Origin of the sequence: Algoriphagus sp. AK58 (genome assembly GCF_014324365.1) — a bacterium.
In the GTDB taxonomy this organism is placed as follows: domain Bacteria; phylum Bacteroidota; class Bacteroidia; order Cytophagales; family Cyclobacteriaceae; genus Algoriphagus.
The window spans coordinates 284,773-299,481 of the sequence record NZ_QEIG01000005.1; the positions used below are offsets into that span (position 1 = coordinate 284,773).

At 43.2% G+C, this 14,709-nt stretch carries 13 protein-coding genes; 7 read left to right on the forward strand and 6 right to left on the reverse strand.

The features are described from left to right. Positions 1-22 precede the first annotated feature (22 nt). Positions 23-727, reverse strand: a complete 705-nt coding sequence (locus DDT91_RS05000) for a hypothetical protein (protein ID WP_187175037.1) — start codon at positions 725-727, stop codon at positions 23-25. 49 nt (positions 728-776) lie between these two features. Between DDT91_RS05000 and DDT91_RS05005 the strand changes: the two genes are divergently transcribed. Next, positions 777-1,298 carry a HEAT repeat domain-containing protein gene (locus DDT91_RS05005; RefSeq protein ID WP_187175038.1) on the forward strand — a complete coding sequence of 174 codons (522 nt, stop codon included), beginning with the start codon at positions 777-779 and terminating at the stop codon, positions 1,296-1,298. A 39-nt stretch (positions 1,299-1,337) separates the two neighbouring features. Next, a complete protein-coding gene (locus tag DDT91_RS05010) occupies positions 1,338-1,982 on the forward strand; it encodes a hypothetical protein (RefSeq protein ID WP_187175039.1) in 645 nt (214 codons plus the stop codon). On the opposite strand, the gene hrpB is transcribed toward DDT91_RS05010, so the two are convergent. The 3 genes from hrpB to DDT91_RS05025 all read right to left on the reverse strand — a co-directional run bounded on the left by hrpB (position 1,957) and on the right by DDT91_RS05025 (position 6,305). Then, positions 1,957-4,443, reverse strand: coding sequence for an ATP-dependent helicase HrpB (gene hrpB, locus DDT91_RS05015; RefSeq protein WP_187175040.1), 2,487 nt, complete (start codon positions 4,441-4,443; stop codon positions 1,957-1,959). The genes DDT91_RS05010 and hrpB overlap by 26 nt on opposite strands. Positions 4,444-4,552: 109 nt before the next feature. Beyond that, on the reverse strand, positions 4,553-5,056 hold the full coding sequence (locus tag DDT91_RS05020) for a DUF2911 domain-containing protein (RefSeq protein ID WP_187175041.1): 504 nt from the start codon (positions 5,054-5,056) through the stop codon (positions 4,553-4,555). Between the two features lie 100 nt (positions 5,057-5,156). After that, entirely contained in the window at positions 5,157-6,305 is a 1,149-nt protein-coding gene (locus DDT91_RS05025; protein WP_187175042.1) for a Gfo/Idh/MocA family protein, read from the reverse strand. 127 nt (positions 6,306-6,432) lie between these two features. On the opposite strand from DDT91_RS05025, the gene DDT91_RS05030 reads away from it, so the two are divergent. The 3 genes from DDT91_RS05030 to DDT91_RS05040 all read left to right on the forward strand — a co-directional run bounded on the left by DDT91_RS05030 (position 6,433) and on the right by DDT91_RS05040 (position 9,620). Continuing rightward, positions 6,433-6,855 (forward strand): DoxX family protein, encoded by a 423-nt coding sequence (locus DDT91_RS05030; RefSeq protein WP_187175043.1) that lies wholly within the window; start codon positions 6,433-6,435, stop codon positions 6,853-6,855. Positions 6,856-6,995: 140 nt separating this feature from the next. After that, the gene (locus DDT91_RS05035; RefSeq protein ID WP_187175044.1) at positions 6,996-7,454 is read left to right on the forward strand and encodes a (2Fe-2S)-binding protein; all 459 of its coding nucleotides are present in this window, start codon (positions 6,996-6,998) and stop codon (positions 7,452-7,454) included. 3 nt (positions 7,455-7,457) lie between these two features. Further along, positions 7,458-9,620, forward strand: coding sequence for a xanthine dehydrogenase family protein molybdopterin-binding subunit (locus DDT91_RS05040; protein ID WP_187175045.1), 2,163 nt, complete (start codon positions 7,458-7,460; stop codon positions 9,618-9,620). 492 nt (positions 9,621-10,112) lie between these two features. On the opposite strand, the gene DDT91_RS05045 is transcribed toward DDT91_RS05040, so the two are convergent. Further along, complete coding sequence (locus DDT91_RS05045; protein ID WP_187175046.1) at positions 10,113-12,149, reverse strand: glutamine--tRNA ligase/YqeY domain fusion protein; 2,037 nt, start codon at positions 12,147-12,149, stop codon at positions 10,113-10,115. 285 nt (positions 12,150-12,434) lie between these two features. Continuing rightward, the gene (locus DDT91_RS05050; protein ID WP_187175047.1) at positions 12,435-12,782 is read right to left on the reverse strand and encodes a hypothetical protein; all 348 of its coding nucleotides are present in this window, start codon (positions 12,780-12,782) and stop codon (positions 12,435-12,437) included. Between the two features lie 211 nt (positions 12,783-12,993). Between DDT91_RS05050 and DDT91_RS05055 the strand changes: the two genes are divergently transcribed. After that, positions 12,994-13,632: an RNA polymerase sigma factor gene (locus DDT91_RS05055; RefSeq protein WP_187175048.1), complete on the forward strand. Its 639-nt coding sequence runs from the start codon at positions 12,994-12,996 to the stop codon at positions 13,630-13,632. After that, positions 13,629-14,693 carry a FecR family protein gene (locus DDT91_RS05060; protein ID WP_187175049.1) on the forward strand — a complete coding sequence of 355 codons (1,065 nt, stop codon included), beginning with the start codon at positions 13,629-13,631 and terminating at the stop codon, positions 14,691-14,693. The genes DDT91_RS05055 and DDT91_RS05060 overlap by 4 nt, the downstream gene beginning before the upstream one ends. Positions 14,694-14,709 lie beyond the last annotated feature (16 nt).

Sequence of the window (14,709 nt, forward strand, 5' to 3'; positions counted from 1 at the left end):
TTAATTGATGAAAAAAGATGTTTCACCAATTTTCTGAGTCAATTTCTTCTTCTTTTTCTGGGTTAAGCTTAATGCATTCTTTCCCTTTTTCGGAAAGAATAAGATGAAAATTGCCTAGAAGTTCTCCGGCTTTTTCCAGTTCTTCGAAAGAGGCCTGAGAAATATGAAAAGGCAATTCGATGAGATTGGAATCTTTGGAAGAAAAAGGCGGTGTCACCTCAGAGGAAAAGAGATAGGGCCATAGCGTTTTGCCACAGCTAATCCCCCAGAAACCGATCGGGAACTGCCTGGAATAATTTTGAAGGCGCTCATTGATTTCTTCAAAAAATCGCTCCGTTTCAGCTAATCTGATACGTGAACCTGCCCTGGATTTTCCTTTGGTTTTCAGATGTTTGATTTGGGATTTTCCCTGCTTTTGTCTCACCATGTAAGCACGGAAAACTTTATGATCCAACAGTTTTCCTTGATGAAAATAGCCCACTGCGGCTTGTCCTGCCCGAATCAAAGTCAAGGCATAGTGAGCATCTTCCAAAGGTAAAATCCCCTTTTGACTGTCCCACTTCCGGCTCCAGGGAAGGTAAAGCTTTGCCATCCAATCCTGACCTTTTTCTAAGACCAACTGATGCTTTTGCTCTAAGTAACTAACCGTCCATTTAAATCTCTCAGCAGAAAAAATAATTCGCTCAACTTCGGATTGACTAAGAGAAATGGATTGTGGAATCGTCATGATTGGCAAGCCATTTAGGCTATCTTTGTGCAAAGAAAACCGAAAAATCATGCAAGAAGAAATCCAAAAAGTCCTTAATCGGATGTGTGACCCCAAAGAAGAAGAGGCTTATCATTTTGCAGATAAATTAGGTTCAATGGCAGACGAGGAAACCAAAAACCATTTGATCACCTTAGTTAAAGGCGACAATTGGGAAATAGCTTACCTAGCTTGCCGCGCTCTTTCCAAAACCCAATGGAATGAGGAGTCTTTAGATGCAGTTTTTGAAGCGATTTTTGATAAAAAAAATAAGTCAGTACAGGGGGCATTTACTCAGATTTTGGAGGAGTTTGATTTGGCCGAACGCTTCGTAGATATTTTCAGAGTTTACCTGTTTGGCAATTTTAAAGCTTCCACCTTGGCCAAGGACTACCTGGACAGTGTCGAATTTGACATTACTCCACGAACCATCCGGAAAGCCGAGAAGCACTGGAATCACTACTTGCATAATCCTGAGGATGAGGGAAGTGTGATTTTGAAAAAGTCAGAAGTGGAACCCATGCTGCAAGAATTGAAAGAATTATTCTCCTGATCCAATACAACATTTGATGAATTCCTCTGTTTAGAAAGTATGAGGAAAGAGGAAGTTATTGATTTACACTTTGGATTTTTCAAAGATTTTGGTTTTGAATTACATCCCCAAAACCTTTGGTTTCAAAAATCATTTCCTGAAGGAAACCAAGTGGTTTTTATCCATTACTCAGAATATCCGGAAATAAACTATTTGGAATATAACTTGGGTGTAAGGATTCATGCGGTCGAACTGATCATTCATAAGTTTCTTCCGACTTTAAGTGATTATTCCAACCGTTCTATCACTTTGATTCAAGCCCCGAGTTCCATCAATTCGGATTTTCCGCGGAGGTTCTCCATCCATGATAATCAGAATTTAGACGAAGCAATTTTGATGGCGGAAAAATTTTTTATCCAAGAAGGATTCAGATGGTTGGATATGATGATACAACCACAGAATCTGGAAAAAGCGTTTGTTGAGCAGAAAGAAAAGCCCTTTCCAACCCAAAACTTCGTGTATAGTGCCTTTCGTGGGGCTACCTTGGCTAGACTATATAATCCTGAAGATTATCCGGCTTTGAGGCAGCTCTATCTTGAACAGATTAAGCAAAAAGAAATGACTCCATTTACTATTGCTTCATTTCTTCAGCTTCTTGACTTTTTGGATAATCTGGAGGTCAACTCCTCTTTTTCACACCCCTGACCGCCTCTGCACTGATGGGATCTTCAGGCCACTCGTGCTTGGGATAACGTCTTTTCAGCTCTTTTTTCACTTCAAAATAGCCATTTGCCCAAAAGCTCTTTAAATCCTGAGTAAGCTGAACAGGCTTGTATCCGGGAGAAAGCATTTCGATCAAAACGGACACTTTACCCTGATTGACTTTAGGAGTATCCAACAGTCCGAACAACTCCTGAAGTCTAACAGAAAGAAGGGGAGTAGCACCGTCCTCTTTGTACTCCAGTTTGATCTGACTGCCTGAGGGCACGGAGATTTTTGCTGGTGCCAAAGATTCCAAAAGTTGTTGCTGTTCAAAGGATAGGTGATGAAGGAGAATTTGACTCAGGTCCAATTTTTTGAAATCCTCGTTTTTGGAAATATTCTCCAAATAAGGTTCCAACCATTCAGGGGATGTTTGGCAAAGGATTTCAACCGACCATTCTGGCCAATCTTGATCTGGATTCCATTTTTTGAGGGATTGTACTCGAAAAATCACTTGCATGACCTCCTCATTCCAATCAAGCAGGAATTGGCCTTCTTCTTGGATTGCTTCCAGTATGGCTTGTTTGGCCAATGACTTGTCGAATTTCTGCAGAGGTCTAGTGCCCAAAATGATAGCACCAATCCGGATTTCGGAGTGAGCAATCAATCCCCCTTTTTTTCGATCCCATTCCAAGACTTCCTTGGTTTTTAGCATAGGAGCCAAATCTTTTGGGTTGAGCGGAGCGGCCATCCAGATTTTCCCCATTCCTTCCCTCGCATCCACATGGGCCACAGCCAGCCAGGATTCGTGCGCCAAATCATCCCGGTGACCGATTTGGGCAATTTTCCCATTGGAAAGCTGAAACTGGGCATTATTTCCAGGCCGAGCTGCAGCGATCCGTTCCGGATAGGCATAGGCCAAAAGTAGCCCTGTGGCCCAAGGATCAGCCGGTTTATTTTCGGGTTGGATATTGAAAAGACGGCGATACTGCGAAGCTACTTTTTCAATTTTTTTGATTCGGGACATGCTTACACCCCGATCTCGGAATTTTCTCAAGGCATCAATCCGCAAATTCAAATCCACACCCGCATCAGCAGGAAGCGGGTCTCTTTCTTCCAACACAGCTGCAATATCCGTGGCCAATGCCAATTGATTCATCCGCTTGGCAAAAATCAACATGTGAGCGATTCGGGGGTGAACAGGAAGCTGATGGATTTCCTTACCGTGAGAAGTGAGCTTTCCATCTTCCACGGCATCGATGGCCTCCAATACTTTTTCGGAAAGTGCCAAGGTACCGGCAGGAGGGGGAGTCAGCCAAGTCATGGATCGAATATCCTCTTTGCCCCAAGCTTTCATGTCCAGCACAAGAGACGTCAAATCGGCCTCCAAAAGCTCTGGAGTGCGGTATTCTGCCAACTGAGCTTGAATGGCTTTGGTCCACAGACGGTAGGAATGACCGGCAGTCAATCTGCCTGCCCGTCCACTTCGTTGGTCAGCGGAATCCTTGCTGATACGATGGAGAACCAAGCGCGAAAGCCCTGATCGAGGATCAAATCGGTTGGATTTGGCAAAACCGGAATCTACGACCACTCGAACGCCTTCGATGGTGAGTGAGGTCTCGGCAATGTCGGTGGACAGGACGATTTTCCTCTTCCCCGAAGGATGGGGAAGAATGGCCCGGTTTTGCTCCGATGGAGAAAGCTGTCCGTAGAGCGGAACGATGATATCCTCAGAAAGGGCTCTTTTGAGGATTTCTTCGGCTTTCTTTATTTCACCTTGTCCCGGCAAAAAGACCAGAAAATCGCCTTCATGCTTTTTGGTCAAGGGAATGATCTGTCGGGCTGTGTCCTCACCGATGGCATATTCATCGACTTCACTGAGGTAATTGACTTCAACAGGGTATTGTCTGCCTTGGCTTTGAATGACTTTGCAACCCAAGAGCTGGGAAAGCTGCTCTGCGTCAATGGTGGCAGACATCAGCAGGATTCTCAAATCCGGTCTGAGAACTTGTTGAACCTCTCTAGCCAAAGCTAAGGCAACCTCAGAAAAAAGATTCCGCTCATGGAATTCGTCAAAAATCACCAATCCTACCTCTTCCAAGGCATTGTCTTGATGCATCATTCGGGTGAGAATCCCCTCGGTAATCACTTCCAGTCGGGTTTGATTGGAGATGGCCGACTCAAATCGAATTCTATAGCCCACTGTTTTTCCGACTTCTTCCCCAAGCATGTCGGCCATTCGCTGGGCTATGCTTTTGGTCGCAAGACGTCGAGGCTCCAGCATGATGATTTTCTTTCCTTCCAGCCAAGATTCGTCCAAAAGTGCCAAAGGAAGAAGCGTACTTTTCCCTGCCCCTGGAGGGGCTTGAATAATCAGGGAATTGGAAGAGGAGAGATGTTTTTTGACCTCAGGAATGATCTCCGAAACGGGCAGGTCAAATGAAAAAGGATTGAATTTAGACATGTGGCGCAAATTTACGCCTTGGAAATTGCCAACCCAGATTCAAGATTAAAAAGGCACAAAAAAACCACCGAATTTTCATCCGGTGGCATTTCAATACCTAGAAAGAAAATCAAGAGCCGATTTTTGCAGCAGCTTTTCCGTATTCCCAGCGGATTTCGAAAGAATCAGGCTTCACTTCATACACCAGTCTTTCTTCCATGGTGGAAGTTTGCTGTGAAGGTACGTTTACGCGAAGTTGATCTTCTTTGGCATCGTAGTTATAGGCTCCCCATTGCTTGGCTACTTTGTTGAAAATAAAAGTAGATTGGCTTTCACCCGGTATTACAAAGAAGCTGTAGGTTCCAGCTGGAAGTTTTTGGCCTTCCACAGTGATGTCCTTAGAAGTGGTAAAGGTAGTAGCTTCATCAGCGCCCGCTCTCCACACTTGGCCAAGTGGGACCAAATCTCCCCAAATGGTTCTGCCCTTGACAGCAGGGGAGGAATATTTGATAGTGATCTTGCTGCCTGCCGCGGTACCTTCTGCTGTTCTGGCTGGACTTGCTTTTTCTTGGGCAAAAGCCAAAGCCGAAAATACCATCAAGGCAAGAGTTAGAATTGAATTTTTGAAGTTCATAAAGAATTAGGTTTAGTTATGTGTCAGAAGATATTTGATGCAAGTTGAGATAATGAAAAAGCCTTTTCAAGTGGCATTGAAAAGGCTTAACAATTTTTAATTAAATCTTAACCCAAGCTTGTTTTTTGTTGCTTTCCACGATTCGCTCTCCGATGATCAATTCTCTCAGACCATCCGCAAAGGTTGGGAAGCTTGGATTTTCTGGCTGTTTGCCTGTAGCAATCGCGGCATAAACTTCCTTAAACATCTGCTTGGAAGTATCCGGGAAGCCTTCGTTGTGTCCGCCCGGGAAGCTGATCAGTGAAGAAGCCTCTCTGTGGAACAAGGACGGATCTTTCATCAGCTGCTCATTTGCTTTTTCACGCTTTCCGATCCACAGTTCGTTTGGTCGCTCTGAATTAAATTCAAAATTGGACTTGGAGCCTGCGATCTCGATATTCAATCTGTTTTTGCGTCCCGCATTTACCTGAGATACCGTGATGGAACCTTTGGATCCGTTGTCGAAGCGTAGCATTACCGTGGCGTGGTCTTCGGTATTGATTGGAACCTCCTGGTAATCGTCCATCGTCAGCATTTTACCGGAATAGGTCTCAATTGGCTTCAGGGGCTTCAATCGGGTTTTGTGTACGGTAGAGAAATCAGCCATTACTTCGGTGATTTTCAATCCGGTAACATACTCGGTGATGTCCAAAAGGTGCGAACCGATATCTGCAATAGCGCGAGAGTCACCCGATTTGTCTGGCTCTAATCTCCAGTTGTAGTCCGTCTGAAGGAAGAGCCAATCTTGCAGGTAAGAACCCATGATCGAGTAAACTTCTCCTAGCTCACCTTTTTCACGCATCACTTTCATCTGACGGACCATGGGGTAGTACCGGAGATTGAAGTGAACCGCATTGACTAGACCTGTGGCACTGGCTATTTTGACAAGTTCCTCTGCTTCATGAATTTTTACTGCCAGAGGTTTTTCGCAGATGACATGCTTTTCTGCCTCCATGACCGCTTTGGCCTGGGAGTAGTGGAGAAAGTTGGGCGTACAGATGTGAACCACATCGATATCGGCCTGCTTTAGCATTTCATCAAAGGTGTACGCTCTTGGTATTCCAAGCATTTTGGCTTTTTCATTGGCCAATTCTTGATTGACTTCAACCAAGGCAACTACTTCGACATTGGGAATTCTTCTCAGGGCTTCGAGGTGAGCCGGACCTATAAATCCGGTACCTACGATGGCCGCTTTGATGGTTTGAGACATAGGTTTAGGGTTTTGTTAAAAAAACAGAAGGATCGAAGATAAATAAATATTTATCAAGAAACAGTTCTGAAAAAATGAGTTTTTGGCTAAAAAACATGGAAATTGGTTTCAATTGGAAGTTTTCTCTATGAATTGCCTTAGTAAACTCTATCAAATCAAGTATTTAGACGAAGCGATTCTCCTGATTCGGATTTGGCTTGGAACGATCATGCTTAAGCATAGTGGCAGTTACCTATTTTATGGAAAAGTACCAGAGCTTGCCAATTTTTTAGAAAGTTTGAATTGGCCCCAACCTTTGGTATTAGCCTATGCCTCTCAAATTTCAGAGTTTGCTGCTGCGATATTGATCCTGCTGGGTATTCGTTTTGGGGCATGGATGATGGCTTTTACTATGGGGATAGCAGTGCTTTTTGCACATGCGGCAGCTATATATGCTGAGGCAGAACTGCCTTTCAACTATTTTATGTTTTCTCTGATCCTTTCTTTGACAGGCTGCGGTAAGCTGTCTTTAGATTATTTCATTTTGAATAATTTGAGAAGAAATTCATGAGTTTCTTCAGCCAAAATCATCCTAATCTTCTCTGGTGGATCTTATTTGCAACTCATCATATTATCAATCAATTCCACCGAATTTACCTGAGATAGAAAGATTATTTGTTTAAATTGAAATTCTGAAATAACTCTAAAACCATGGCAAACTATAACTTAACCATCAACGGCAAATCCCATTCAGTGGATGTCGAGGACGATACCCCGCTTTTGTGGGTTCTTCGAGATAATTTGGGATTGGTCGGAACAAAATTTTCCTGTGGAATCGCACAGTGTGGCGCGTGTACCGTGCATGTTGACGGGAAAGCAACTTTCTCTTGTGTCACGCCCATCTCAAGTGTGGGAAATTCCAAAGTTACTACTATAGAGGGTTTGTCCGAAGAAGGTGATCACCCGGTTCAGAAAGCTTGGGAAGAAGTGGATGTCGCCCAATGTGGCTATTGCCAAGCAGGCCAAATCATGACTGCTGCTGCTTTTTTGGAACAAAATCCAAATCCAAGCATGGAAGAGATCGACAACGCAATGAACAGAAATATCTGCCGTTGTGGTACTTATCATAAAATCCGTGAAGCTGTAGCCCTAGCCGCCAAAACCAAATAAGCCATGAAAACAGTTACTAAAGCAAGCAGAAGAGACTTTCTCAAGATAGCCGGTACTACAGCTGGAGGCTTATTTATCGGGTTCAACTGGTTTAGCTGTGATTCTCCAAAGGTGGAAGTATTGAGTACGGAGGAGATCCTTTCTCAAGCGAAATCCTTTAACAGTTACCTTTCCATTTCTCCTACCGGGGATGTGGTAATCTATTCACCCAACCCAGAACTTGGACAAAATATCAAGACTTCCTTCCCAATGGTGGTTGCCGAGGAATTGGAAGCAGATTGGGAAAAAGTCAGAGTAGTCCAGGCAAATCTGGATACTGAAAAATACGACCGTCAGTTGACCGGTGGGTCCGGTGCCATGCCTCACAGCTGGGAAAGATTGAGAAAAGCAGGGGCTACTGCAAAATTTGTATTGGTGGCCGCAGCAGCCAAAACCTGGAATGTACCGGCTGAAGAAATTACAGTTGAGAAAGGAATTATCTCTCATAAAGGATCAGGAAAAAAAGGCCACTTCGGAGAGTTTGTTGCCGAAGCAGCAATGATGACTGCACCTGAAGAGGTGACCCTGAAAGACAAAAAGGATTTCAAAATTATTGGTACTCCGGTGAAAAACGTGGATGCCAAGGATATGTATACCGGTAAGCCTCTTTATGGAATTGATTTCCAGAGAGAAGGAATGAAGCATGCGATGATTCAGCGCGCTCCATTTGGAATGAAAATCAAATCAGTGGATGACTCTGCCGCCCGTGCCGTATCTGGCGTTACCGATGTGGTGACATTCGGAACAAGCGTGGCTGTGGTTGGAAATACCACTTGGCCACTTTTAAAAGCCAAGAAGCTTCTAAAAATAGAGTACGAATCAGATGGGGCAGTGGAAAGCACCGCTGATCACGATCGCCTTTTTGTAGAATTAATGGCCAAAGGCAAAGCAGAGGTCAAAAGAAAGGACGGAAATGTGGACGCCGCTTTCAAAACAGCTGCAAAGGTGGTCACAGCGGAATATCAGTGCCCATTCTTGGCGCATTCTCCCATGGAACCTGAAAACTTCTTTGCCCATGTACAAGGTGACAAAGTAGAATTGGTCGGACCTACCCAAACCCCTGATCGGGCAAGACAGGAGACTGCCACTCTTTTGGGAATACCACCGGAAAATGTCACAGTGGAAATTACCAGACTGGGAGGCGGATTTGGCCGTAGACTACGAGCTGACTATGTGATCGAGGCGGTAGAAGTATCACGTGCCATCAATGCTCCGGTAAAAGTAACTTGGAGCAGGGAAGACGAACTGACTGGAGGTGCTTATCGTCCTGCTGTTCGTTATCGTTTCGAGGCGGCTTTGGATGCAAACGGAACAATGATTGGCTACAAACTGCGTGGGGTAGGGATGAATGCCGGAAATACCACCCGCGAAAATAACTTCCCATCCGGTGCGGTGGACAATCTGTTGATCGAAAGCATTGAACATAAATCCACGATCACCACCAATGCCTGGAGAGCTCCAATCACCAACTTCTTGGCCTATGCAGAGCAAAGCTTCCTGGACGAAGTCGCTTTAGCGGCAGGAAAAGATCCGGTAGATTTCCGAATGGAATTACTCAATCGTGCCAAAACCAATCCGGTAGGAGAGTTGGGTTACGATGTGGACCGAATGATCGGCGTGGTAAAAACTGCCGCTGAAAAGTCCAACTGGGGTAAAAATCCAACTATAAAGCAGGGGTTCAGCGTGTATTTCTCACACCGCTCTTATGTCGCTCAAGTGGCTGATATTGAAGTTCAAGGAGGTTCGCCAACCTTGAAAAAGATCACTGCCGTGACTGATTGCGGTATGGTTGTAAACCCAACCGGAGCAAATCATCAAGTAAGAGGTGGAATTGTCGACGGCATGGGCCATGCGATGTACACCAATCTGACTTTTGAGAATGGTGTTCCAAAACAGCGAAACTATGACTCCTACAGGCTGATCCGAATGAAAGAAGTACCGGAAATCGACACTCATTTCGTGGATTCCGGATTTGACCCGACTGGGTTAGGTGAACCTGCTTTGCCTCCTACGGGCGGGGCCATTGCCAATGCGATTTTTGCTGCGACAGGCCGAAGACTCAGAAGTCAGCCTTTTATCGAGCAAAAGGAATTTTCGGATATCAAATTGGAAATCAGAAGGGCTTAAAATTTGAAATTCGAGATTTGATGCTTCGACTTACTTCGACAAGCTCAGTACAAATCGCTCAGCACAAGAATTTGAAATGCTGCTTCTCCGGAGGCAGCATTTTTTTGATTTTACCATTAATTAAATTTAGGAGTTGGTGTTATGCTGCTTTTCCAAAAGCAGCATTGGCCTGAGCTAAGTCCTGTTTCTGTTGATTAAGGATTAAACCAGTTTTACCACATAGGCACATAGTGTCACATAGATTTTGAGATCAATAGCAATGCTTCTATGTTTTCTATTGTGTCTATGTGGTTATAATTTTTTGAATTTTGACTTTTAGTAAAATAGTCTTCCCAAGTTGATGTCTTAGTGGTAAAGTGCATTTCTCAGCTGGAAAATGAAAAGAGCCTCTAAAATCAATTAGAGGCTCTTTTATTAAATTAATATGCTATGTTTGGTAACTTTTAACAAAGATTTTTGATCAATTTTTCGATTTTCAAATCTGTTAATCTATCAACCTAATTTCTCAGCTTCTGCTCTCAGAATCTCATTTTCATCGGCTTTTCCAGATTCGATGAAATCCAAGATTGCCTGATTTTTAGCCTGACCTTTGTTCAACAAGACTCCTAAAGCCAGCATAGTAGCGATTCGAGTTCCGGTTTTCTTGGCAGCCGTTCCAAATAAGGGCTCTAATTCCTCATAAGTCACTTCTTCTGCAAATTCCCGGATAGAATTCATTGCCGTTTCCAGCTTTTCACCAGATAGATTGGTCAGTTTTTTACCGATTTGTTGGATCTCGTTTAATGCTTTTTTCTGTGTTTGAGGCTGAGCCTGAACCTGTGGTTTTGGCTGATTTTGTGTCGGGGCTTGGGTGTTTTGTTTTGCCCAAGTATCTTTCAAGCCAACAGTTTTGTTGAATACCAACTTACCGAATTTGGAATCAGGGTCTAAGGTAAAATAGCCCAAACGCTGGAATTGAAACTTGTCATCCAAAGTAGCATTGGCCAAAAATGGCTCACAATAGGCTTCCTTGATGACATTCAAAGAATTGGGATTGATGAATTCCAAGAACCCCTTCTCTTCATGAGCATCCGGTGCTTCATCCAAAAACAAACGATCGTATTCTCTTACCTCTGCTTTGATTGCATGAGCAATCGAAACCCAGTGAAGTGTACCCTTTACTTTTCGCTCACTGGCTTCGGTTCCGCTACCGGAACGCGTTTCCGGATCGTAGGTGCAGTGGATTTCCAGGATATTTCCGGCATCGTCCTTTATTACTGATTCACCCTTGATGATGTAGGCACTTTTCAGACGAACCTCATTACCAAGAGAAAGTCGGAAGAAGTTTTTGCCTCCGTCTTCTTTGAAATCTTCCCGCTCGATATATAACTCTCTGGAAAAAGGCACTTCATGTGTACCCGAGTTTGCTTCCTCAGGATTGTTTTCCAGTTGAAGGATTTCGGATTGACCTTCCGGATAGTTGGTGATCACCAGTTTCACAGGATTGAGGACTGCCATTACTCGAGTGGCAGTTTTATTCAAATCCTCACGAATACAGAATTCGAGCAAAGAGACGTCGGTCACGTTGTCCCGCTTGGCAATTCCTGCCAAGTCACTGAATTTGCGGATAGAAGTAGGAGTATAGCCTCTTCTTCTCAAGCCCGAAATAGTAGGCATTCGTGGATCATCCCATCCGGAAACAATATTCTTTTGCACCAATTCAAGCAGCTTTCGCTTGCTCATCACCGTAAAGCTCAGATTTCTGCGTGCAAATTCCCGCTGTTTGGGTCTGAGTAGATTGGAGTCATAAATCTGATCCAAATACCAGTCATAAAGCTCTCGATGAGCCTTGAATTCCAATGTACACAGCGAGTGAGAAACCTGCTCCACATAGTCAGATTCCCCATGGGCCCAATCGTACATCGGATAAATGCACCAGTCGTTTCCTGTTCTATGGTGATGCGCATTGATGATTCGGTACATGATTGGATCACGCATGTGCATATTGGGAGAAGCCATGTCAATTTTTGCTCTCAGCACATGGGAACCAGCTGGAAACTCGCCATTTTTCATCCGTTGAAAAAGATCCAAACTCTCTTCAACCGGACGATTTCTGTAAGGGCTGTCTACGCCCGGAGTTGTAGGTGTACCTTTTTGCGAAGCGATCTGCTCGGAAGTCTGCTGATCGACATAGGCTTTGTCTTCCTTAATAAGTTTCACCGCCCAGTCATGAAGCTGCTGGAAGTAGTCAGAAGCATAGCATTCATTGGCCCAACGGAAGCCTAACCAAGCGATATCCCGCTTGATGGCATCGACATATTCTTGCTCTTCCTTGGAAGGATTGGTATCGTCAAATCTCAGATTTACAGGAGCTTGGTATTTTTCACCCAAACCAAAATTTAAACAGATGGAAGCCGCGTGGCCGATATGGAGGTAACCGTTTGGCTCGGGAGGAAAACGAAAGCGGAGCTTTTCCTGCGGAAAGCCATTGGCCAAGTCTTCCTCAATGATATGTTCAATAAAATTCAGAGATTCTGCAGATTCTTTCATAAAGCTAAATAGAGGCTCAAAAATACTTTAATTGAAAGGAAATGCAACCAAAAAGCAACTTAGAGACAAGAAGCAAGAGACAAGAAGAAAGAGACAAGAAGCGAGAATTTAGACATGAGAGACATTAGACGCAAGATTTTAGAGTGTCCAACCTCAAACCGTTACGAAGTTTGGTGCTATGGAAAAGTCTCATAGGTACTCCAAAATTTATGGACCTACTACCTTATTGCTTCTTGGAAAGGCTAGGCACTTTAAATCTTGTGTCTTGAATCTAGTGTCTAAAGTCTAAATCTCATCCATGCCTCGCTCAGGCCAATAAGGTCCGACTAACCTCACTTTTTGGTTCACCTCATCGATCTCAAACTTGATTTTCATTTCTTCTCTTGCCTGTTCATGGATAGCCAGACAGGCATTAAAGTGCACTAAATCAAAATCTAAAACCATGGAGCCAGTAGTAATTGACTCAAATTCAGGACCGGATTTGAGCTTTACTTTTTCGGTGACCGCTCCTTCTTTTTTGTAATAATAGGAGAGGAAAATCCCGAGTTCCTGCTCTTTTCCGGCTAAAAGTTCTTCCAATTCCTCTTTTGTATTTGAGGTTGGGGAAAAATCAAAAGTCCAGGTTTCTTGCATAGTCAAAATCTTACAGCCTCCAAGTTAGGATGAAATTAAAGAGCGCCGCAAAATTTAATTAACTAATTAAGCTGAATGAAAAGGGGCAGATTCGGTTTTAAAAATATTTTACTTCGAAAAATCTTAAAAGCTTAAAATTTTCTCATTCTAGTTGGGGTCATTTGATATTTTTCATTCTCCTTAAAAGGAAAGAGTGTAGATAAGGCTCCTCATGAACAATAGACCTAACCAAGAACCCGAAAAATCCTACGCTTTGTATCGTCATCAAGAGACGGTGAAGCTTTTTGAATCCAAAAGCGACCCAGAGATATGGAGTGCATTTAATCAAGGTGATGAAATGGCCTTCAATTATCTTTTTAGGATTTACACTCCTTTGCTATTTCGATATGGTTGCCAATTCCGAGTGGAAGAAGCATTGGTTGAGGACTCCATTCAAAACCTGTTTATATACCTGAGAAAAAAGCGTGGAGACCTCTCGCAGGTCAGTTCAATCAAGGCTTATCTCTTCAAAAGCCTCCAAAGAGAACTATTCAAACACTTAAAATCCGATAAAAATCGAGTAGCCATAGAAGAAGATGATCCCCTGATCAATTTTCAACTTGAGCTATCTGCGGAAAGCAGCATCATAGAAAATGAACTAAACCAAGAAATACAGGAAAAGCTAAAACATTCTATCGAATCACTTACCTCCAGACAAAGGCAGGCAATTCTTCTCTTTTATGAAGAGGGGATGAGCTACAAGGATATTGCCGAGGTAATGGATTTCAACGAAGTAAAATCTGCCCGAAAACTAATTTACAGAGCCATTGCAACGCTGAAAGCCTGCATGGACCAACAAGGAAAAAAATGAAATCATTAGATAAACATTGGAAGTATGAAGACTATCAGCTGGAAGATTTTCTTGCTGATGAGTTTTTTGTGGAGTGGATCAAGAATCCCAACGATAACAACAAACATTTTTGGGAAAAATGGCTTGCAGAGCATCCGGAAAAAAGGAAGACGGTTCTTTTGGCAGGAGACATGCTTCGCAGATTCAACTATAAAAATGCCCCTGAACTGTCGGATAAATCCTACTTGGATATATTTGAAAAAGTAATCAGAGAGAGTCCACAAGTAGTAATTACTACCTCACAGCCAAAAAAATCTTTTAGGAGGTGGCTTTTTTCTTTTCGTCAGATCGCGGCCATCATAATCCTTGGTTTTACAGGTTGGCTCATTTTTGAACTTTCCAAAACCAAGATTGAAGAGGAAAAACCCAAAGAATTCTTCAGTGAAATGGTGAAAAGAAACGCGGCCCCGGGGACAAAACTTACCTTTATCCTGGAAGACGGGAGCAAAATCTTTTTGAATGCAGGCAGCGAGTTGGAGTTTCCCAAAACCTTTGAAGAAGGGGTAAGAAAGGTAAAACTGAAAGGAGAAGCCTATTTTGAAATTACAGAAGATACCAAGAGGCCCTTTATTGTGAATACCGGTCAACTAGAAGTAAAAGTATTGGGAACATCTTTTAACGTGAAAGAATCCCAAAATGGGGAGCTATCCATCGCGCTGGTAAGTGGAAAGGTTCAAATCAATGATCAAAAAGGGAATCAGCTTATGCTTGATCCCAAGGAAATGATGGTTTTTAATGCTGAGGGTGAGTTTTTTAAGGCAGGATTTGATCCTTTGGAAATGACCGGATGGAAAGACAAGATATTGGTATTCAGCAGTGATTCTATTGAGGAAGTAGAGAACAAGATAGAAAACTGGTATGGTGTACAGCTGGATGTGAAGGGGAATTTCCCTGATAATTGGGCTTACTCAGGCGTGTATAATGATGAAATGTTGGAAAACGTCCTTCGGGGCATTTCGCTCTCTTCCTCACATATCGATTTTACTTTATCCGGCAAAAAGGCAAGCATAACCTATCAATAAACCCATTAACCTGTCT

Bases quoted from the DNA above. Each gene is read 5' to 3' on its own strand.
- DDT91_RS05000 (WP_187175037.1), bottom strand. From the start codon at position 727: ATGACGATTCCACAATCCATTTCTCTTAGTCAATCCGAAGTTGAGCGA.
- DDT91_RS05005 (WP_187175038.1), top strand. From the start codon at position 777: ATGCAAGAAGAAATCCAAAAAGTCCTTAATCGGATGTGTGACCCCAAA.
- DDT91_RS05010 (WP_187175039.1), top strand. From the start codon at position 1,338: ATGAGGAAAGAGGAAGTTATTGATTTACACTTTGGATTTTTCAAAGAT.
- hrpB (WP_187175040.1), bottom strand. From the start codon at position 4,443: ATGTCTAAATTCAATCCTTTTTCATTTGACCTGCCCGTTTCGGAGATC.
- DDT91_RS05020 (WP_187175041.1), bottom strand. From the start codon at position 5,056: ATGAACTTCAAAAATTCAATTCTAACTCTTGCCTTGATGGTATTTTCG.
- DDT91_RS05025 (WP_187175042.1), bottom strand. From the start codon at position 6,305: ATGTCTCAAACCATCAAAGCGGCCATCGTAGGTACCGGATTTATAGGT.
- DDT91_RS05030 (WP_187175043.1), top strand. From the start codon at position 6,433: ATGAATTGCCTTAGTAAACTCTATCAAATCAAGTATTTAGACGAAGCG.
- DDT91_RS05035 (WP_187175044.1), top strand. From the start codon at position 6,996: ATGGCAAACTATAACTTAACCATCAACGGCAAATCCCATTCAGTGGAT.
- DDT91_RS05040 (WP_187175045.1), top strand. From the start codon at position 7,458: ATGAAAACAGTTACTAAAGCAAGCAGAAGAGACTTTCTCAAGATAGCC.
- DDT91_RS05045 (WP_187175046.1), bottom strand. From the start codon at position 12,149: ATGAAAGAATCTGCAGAATCTCTGAATTTTATTGAACATATCATTGAG.
- DDT91_RS05050 (WP_187175047.1), bottom strand. From the start codon at position 12,782: ATGCAAGAAACCTGGACTTTTGATTTTTCCCCAACCTCAAATACAAAA.
- DDT91_RS05055 (WP_187175048.1), top strand. From the start codon at position 12,994: ATGAACAATAGACCTAACCAAGAACCCGAAAAATCCTACGCTTTGTAT.
- DDT91_RS05060 (WP_187175049.1), top strand. From the start codon at position 13,629: ATGAAATCATTAGATAAACATTGGAAGTATGAAGACTATCAGCTGGAA.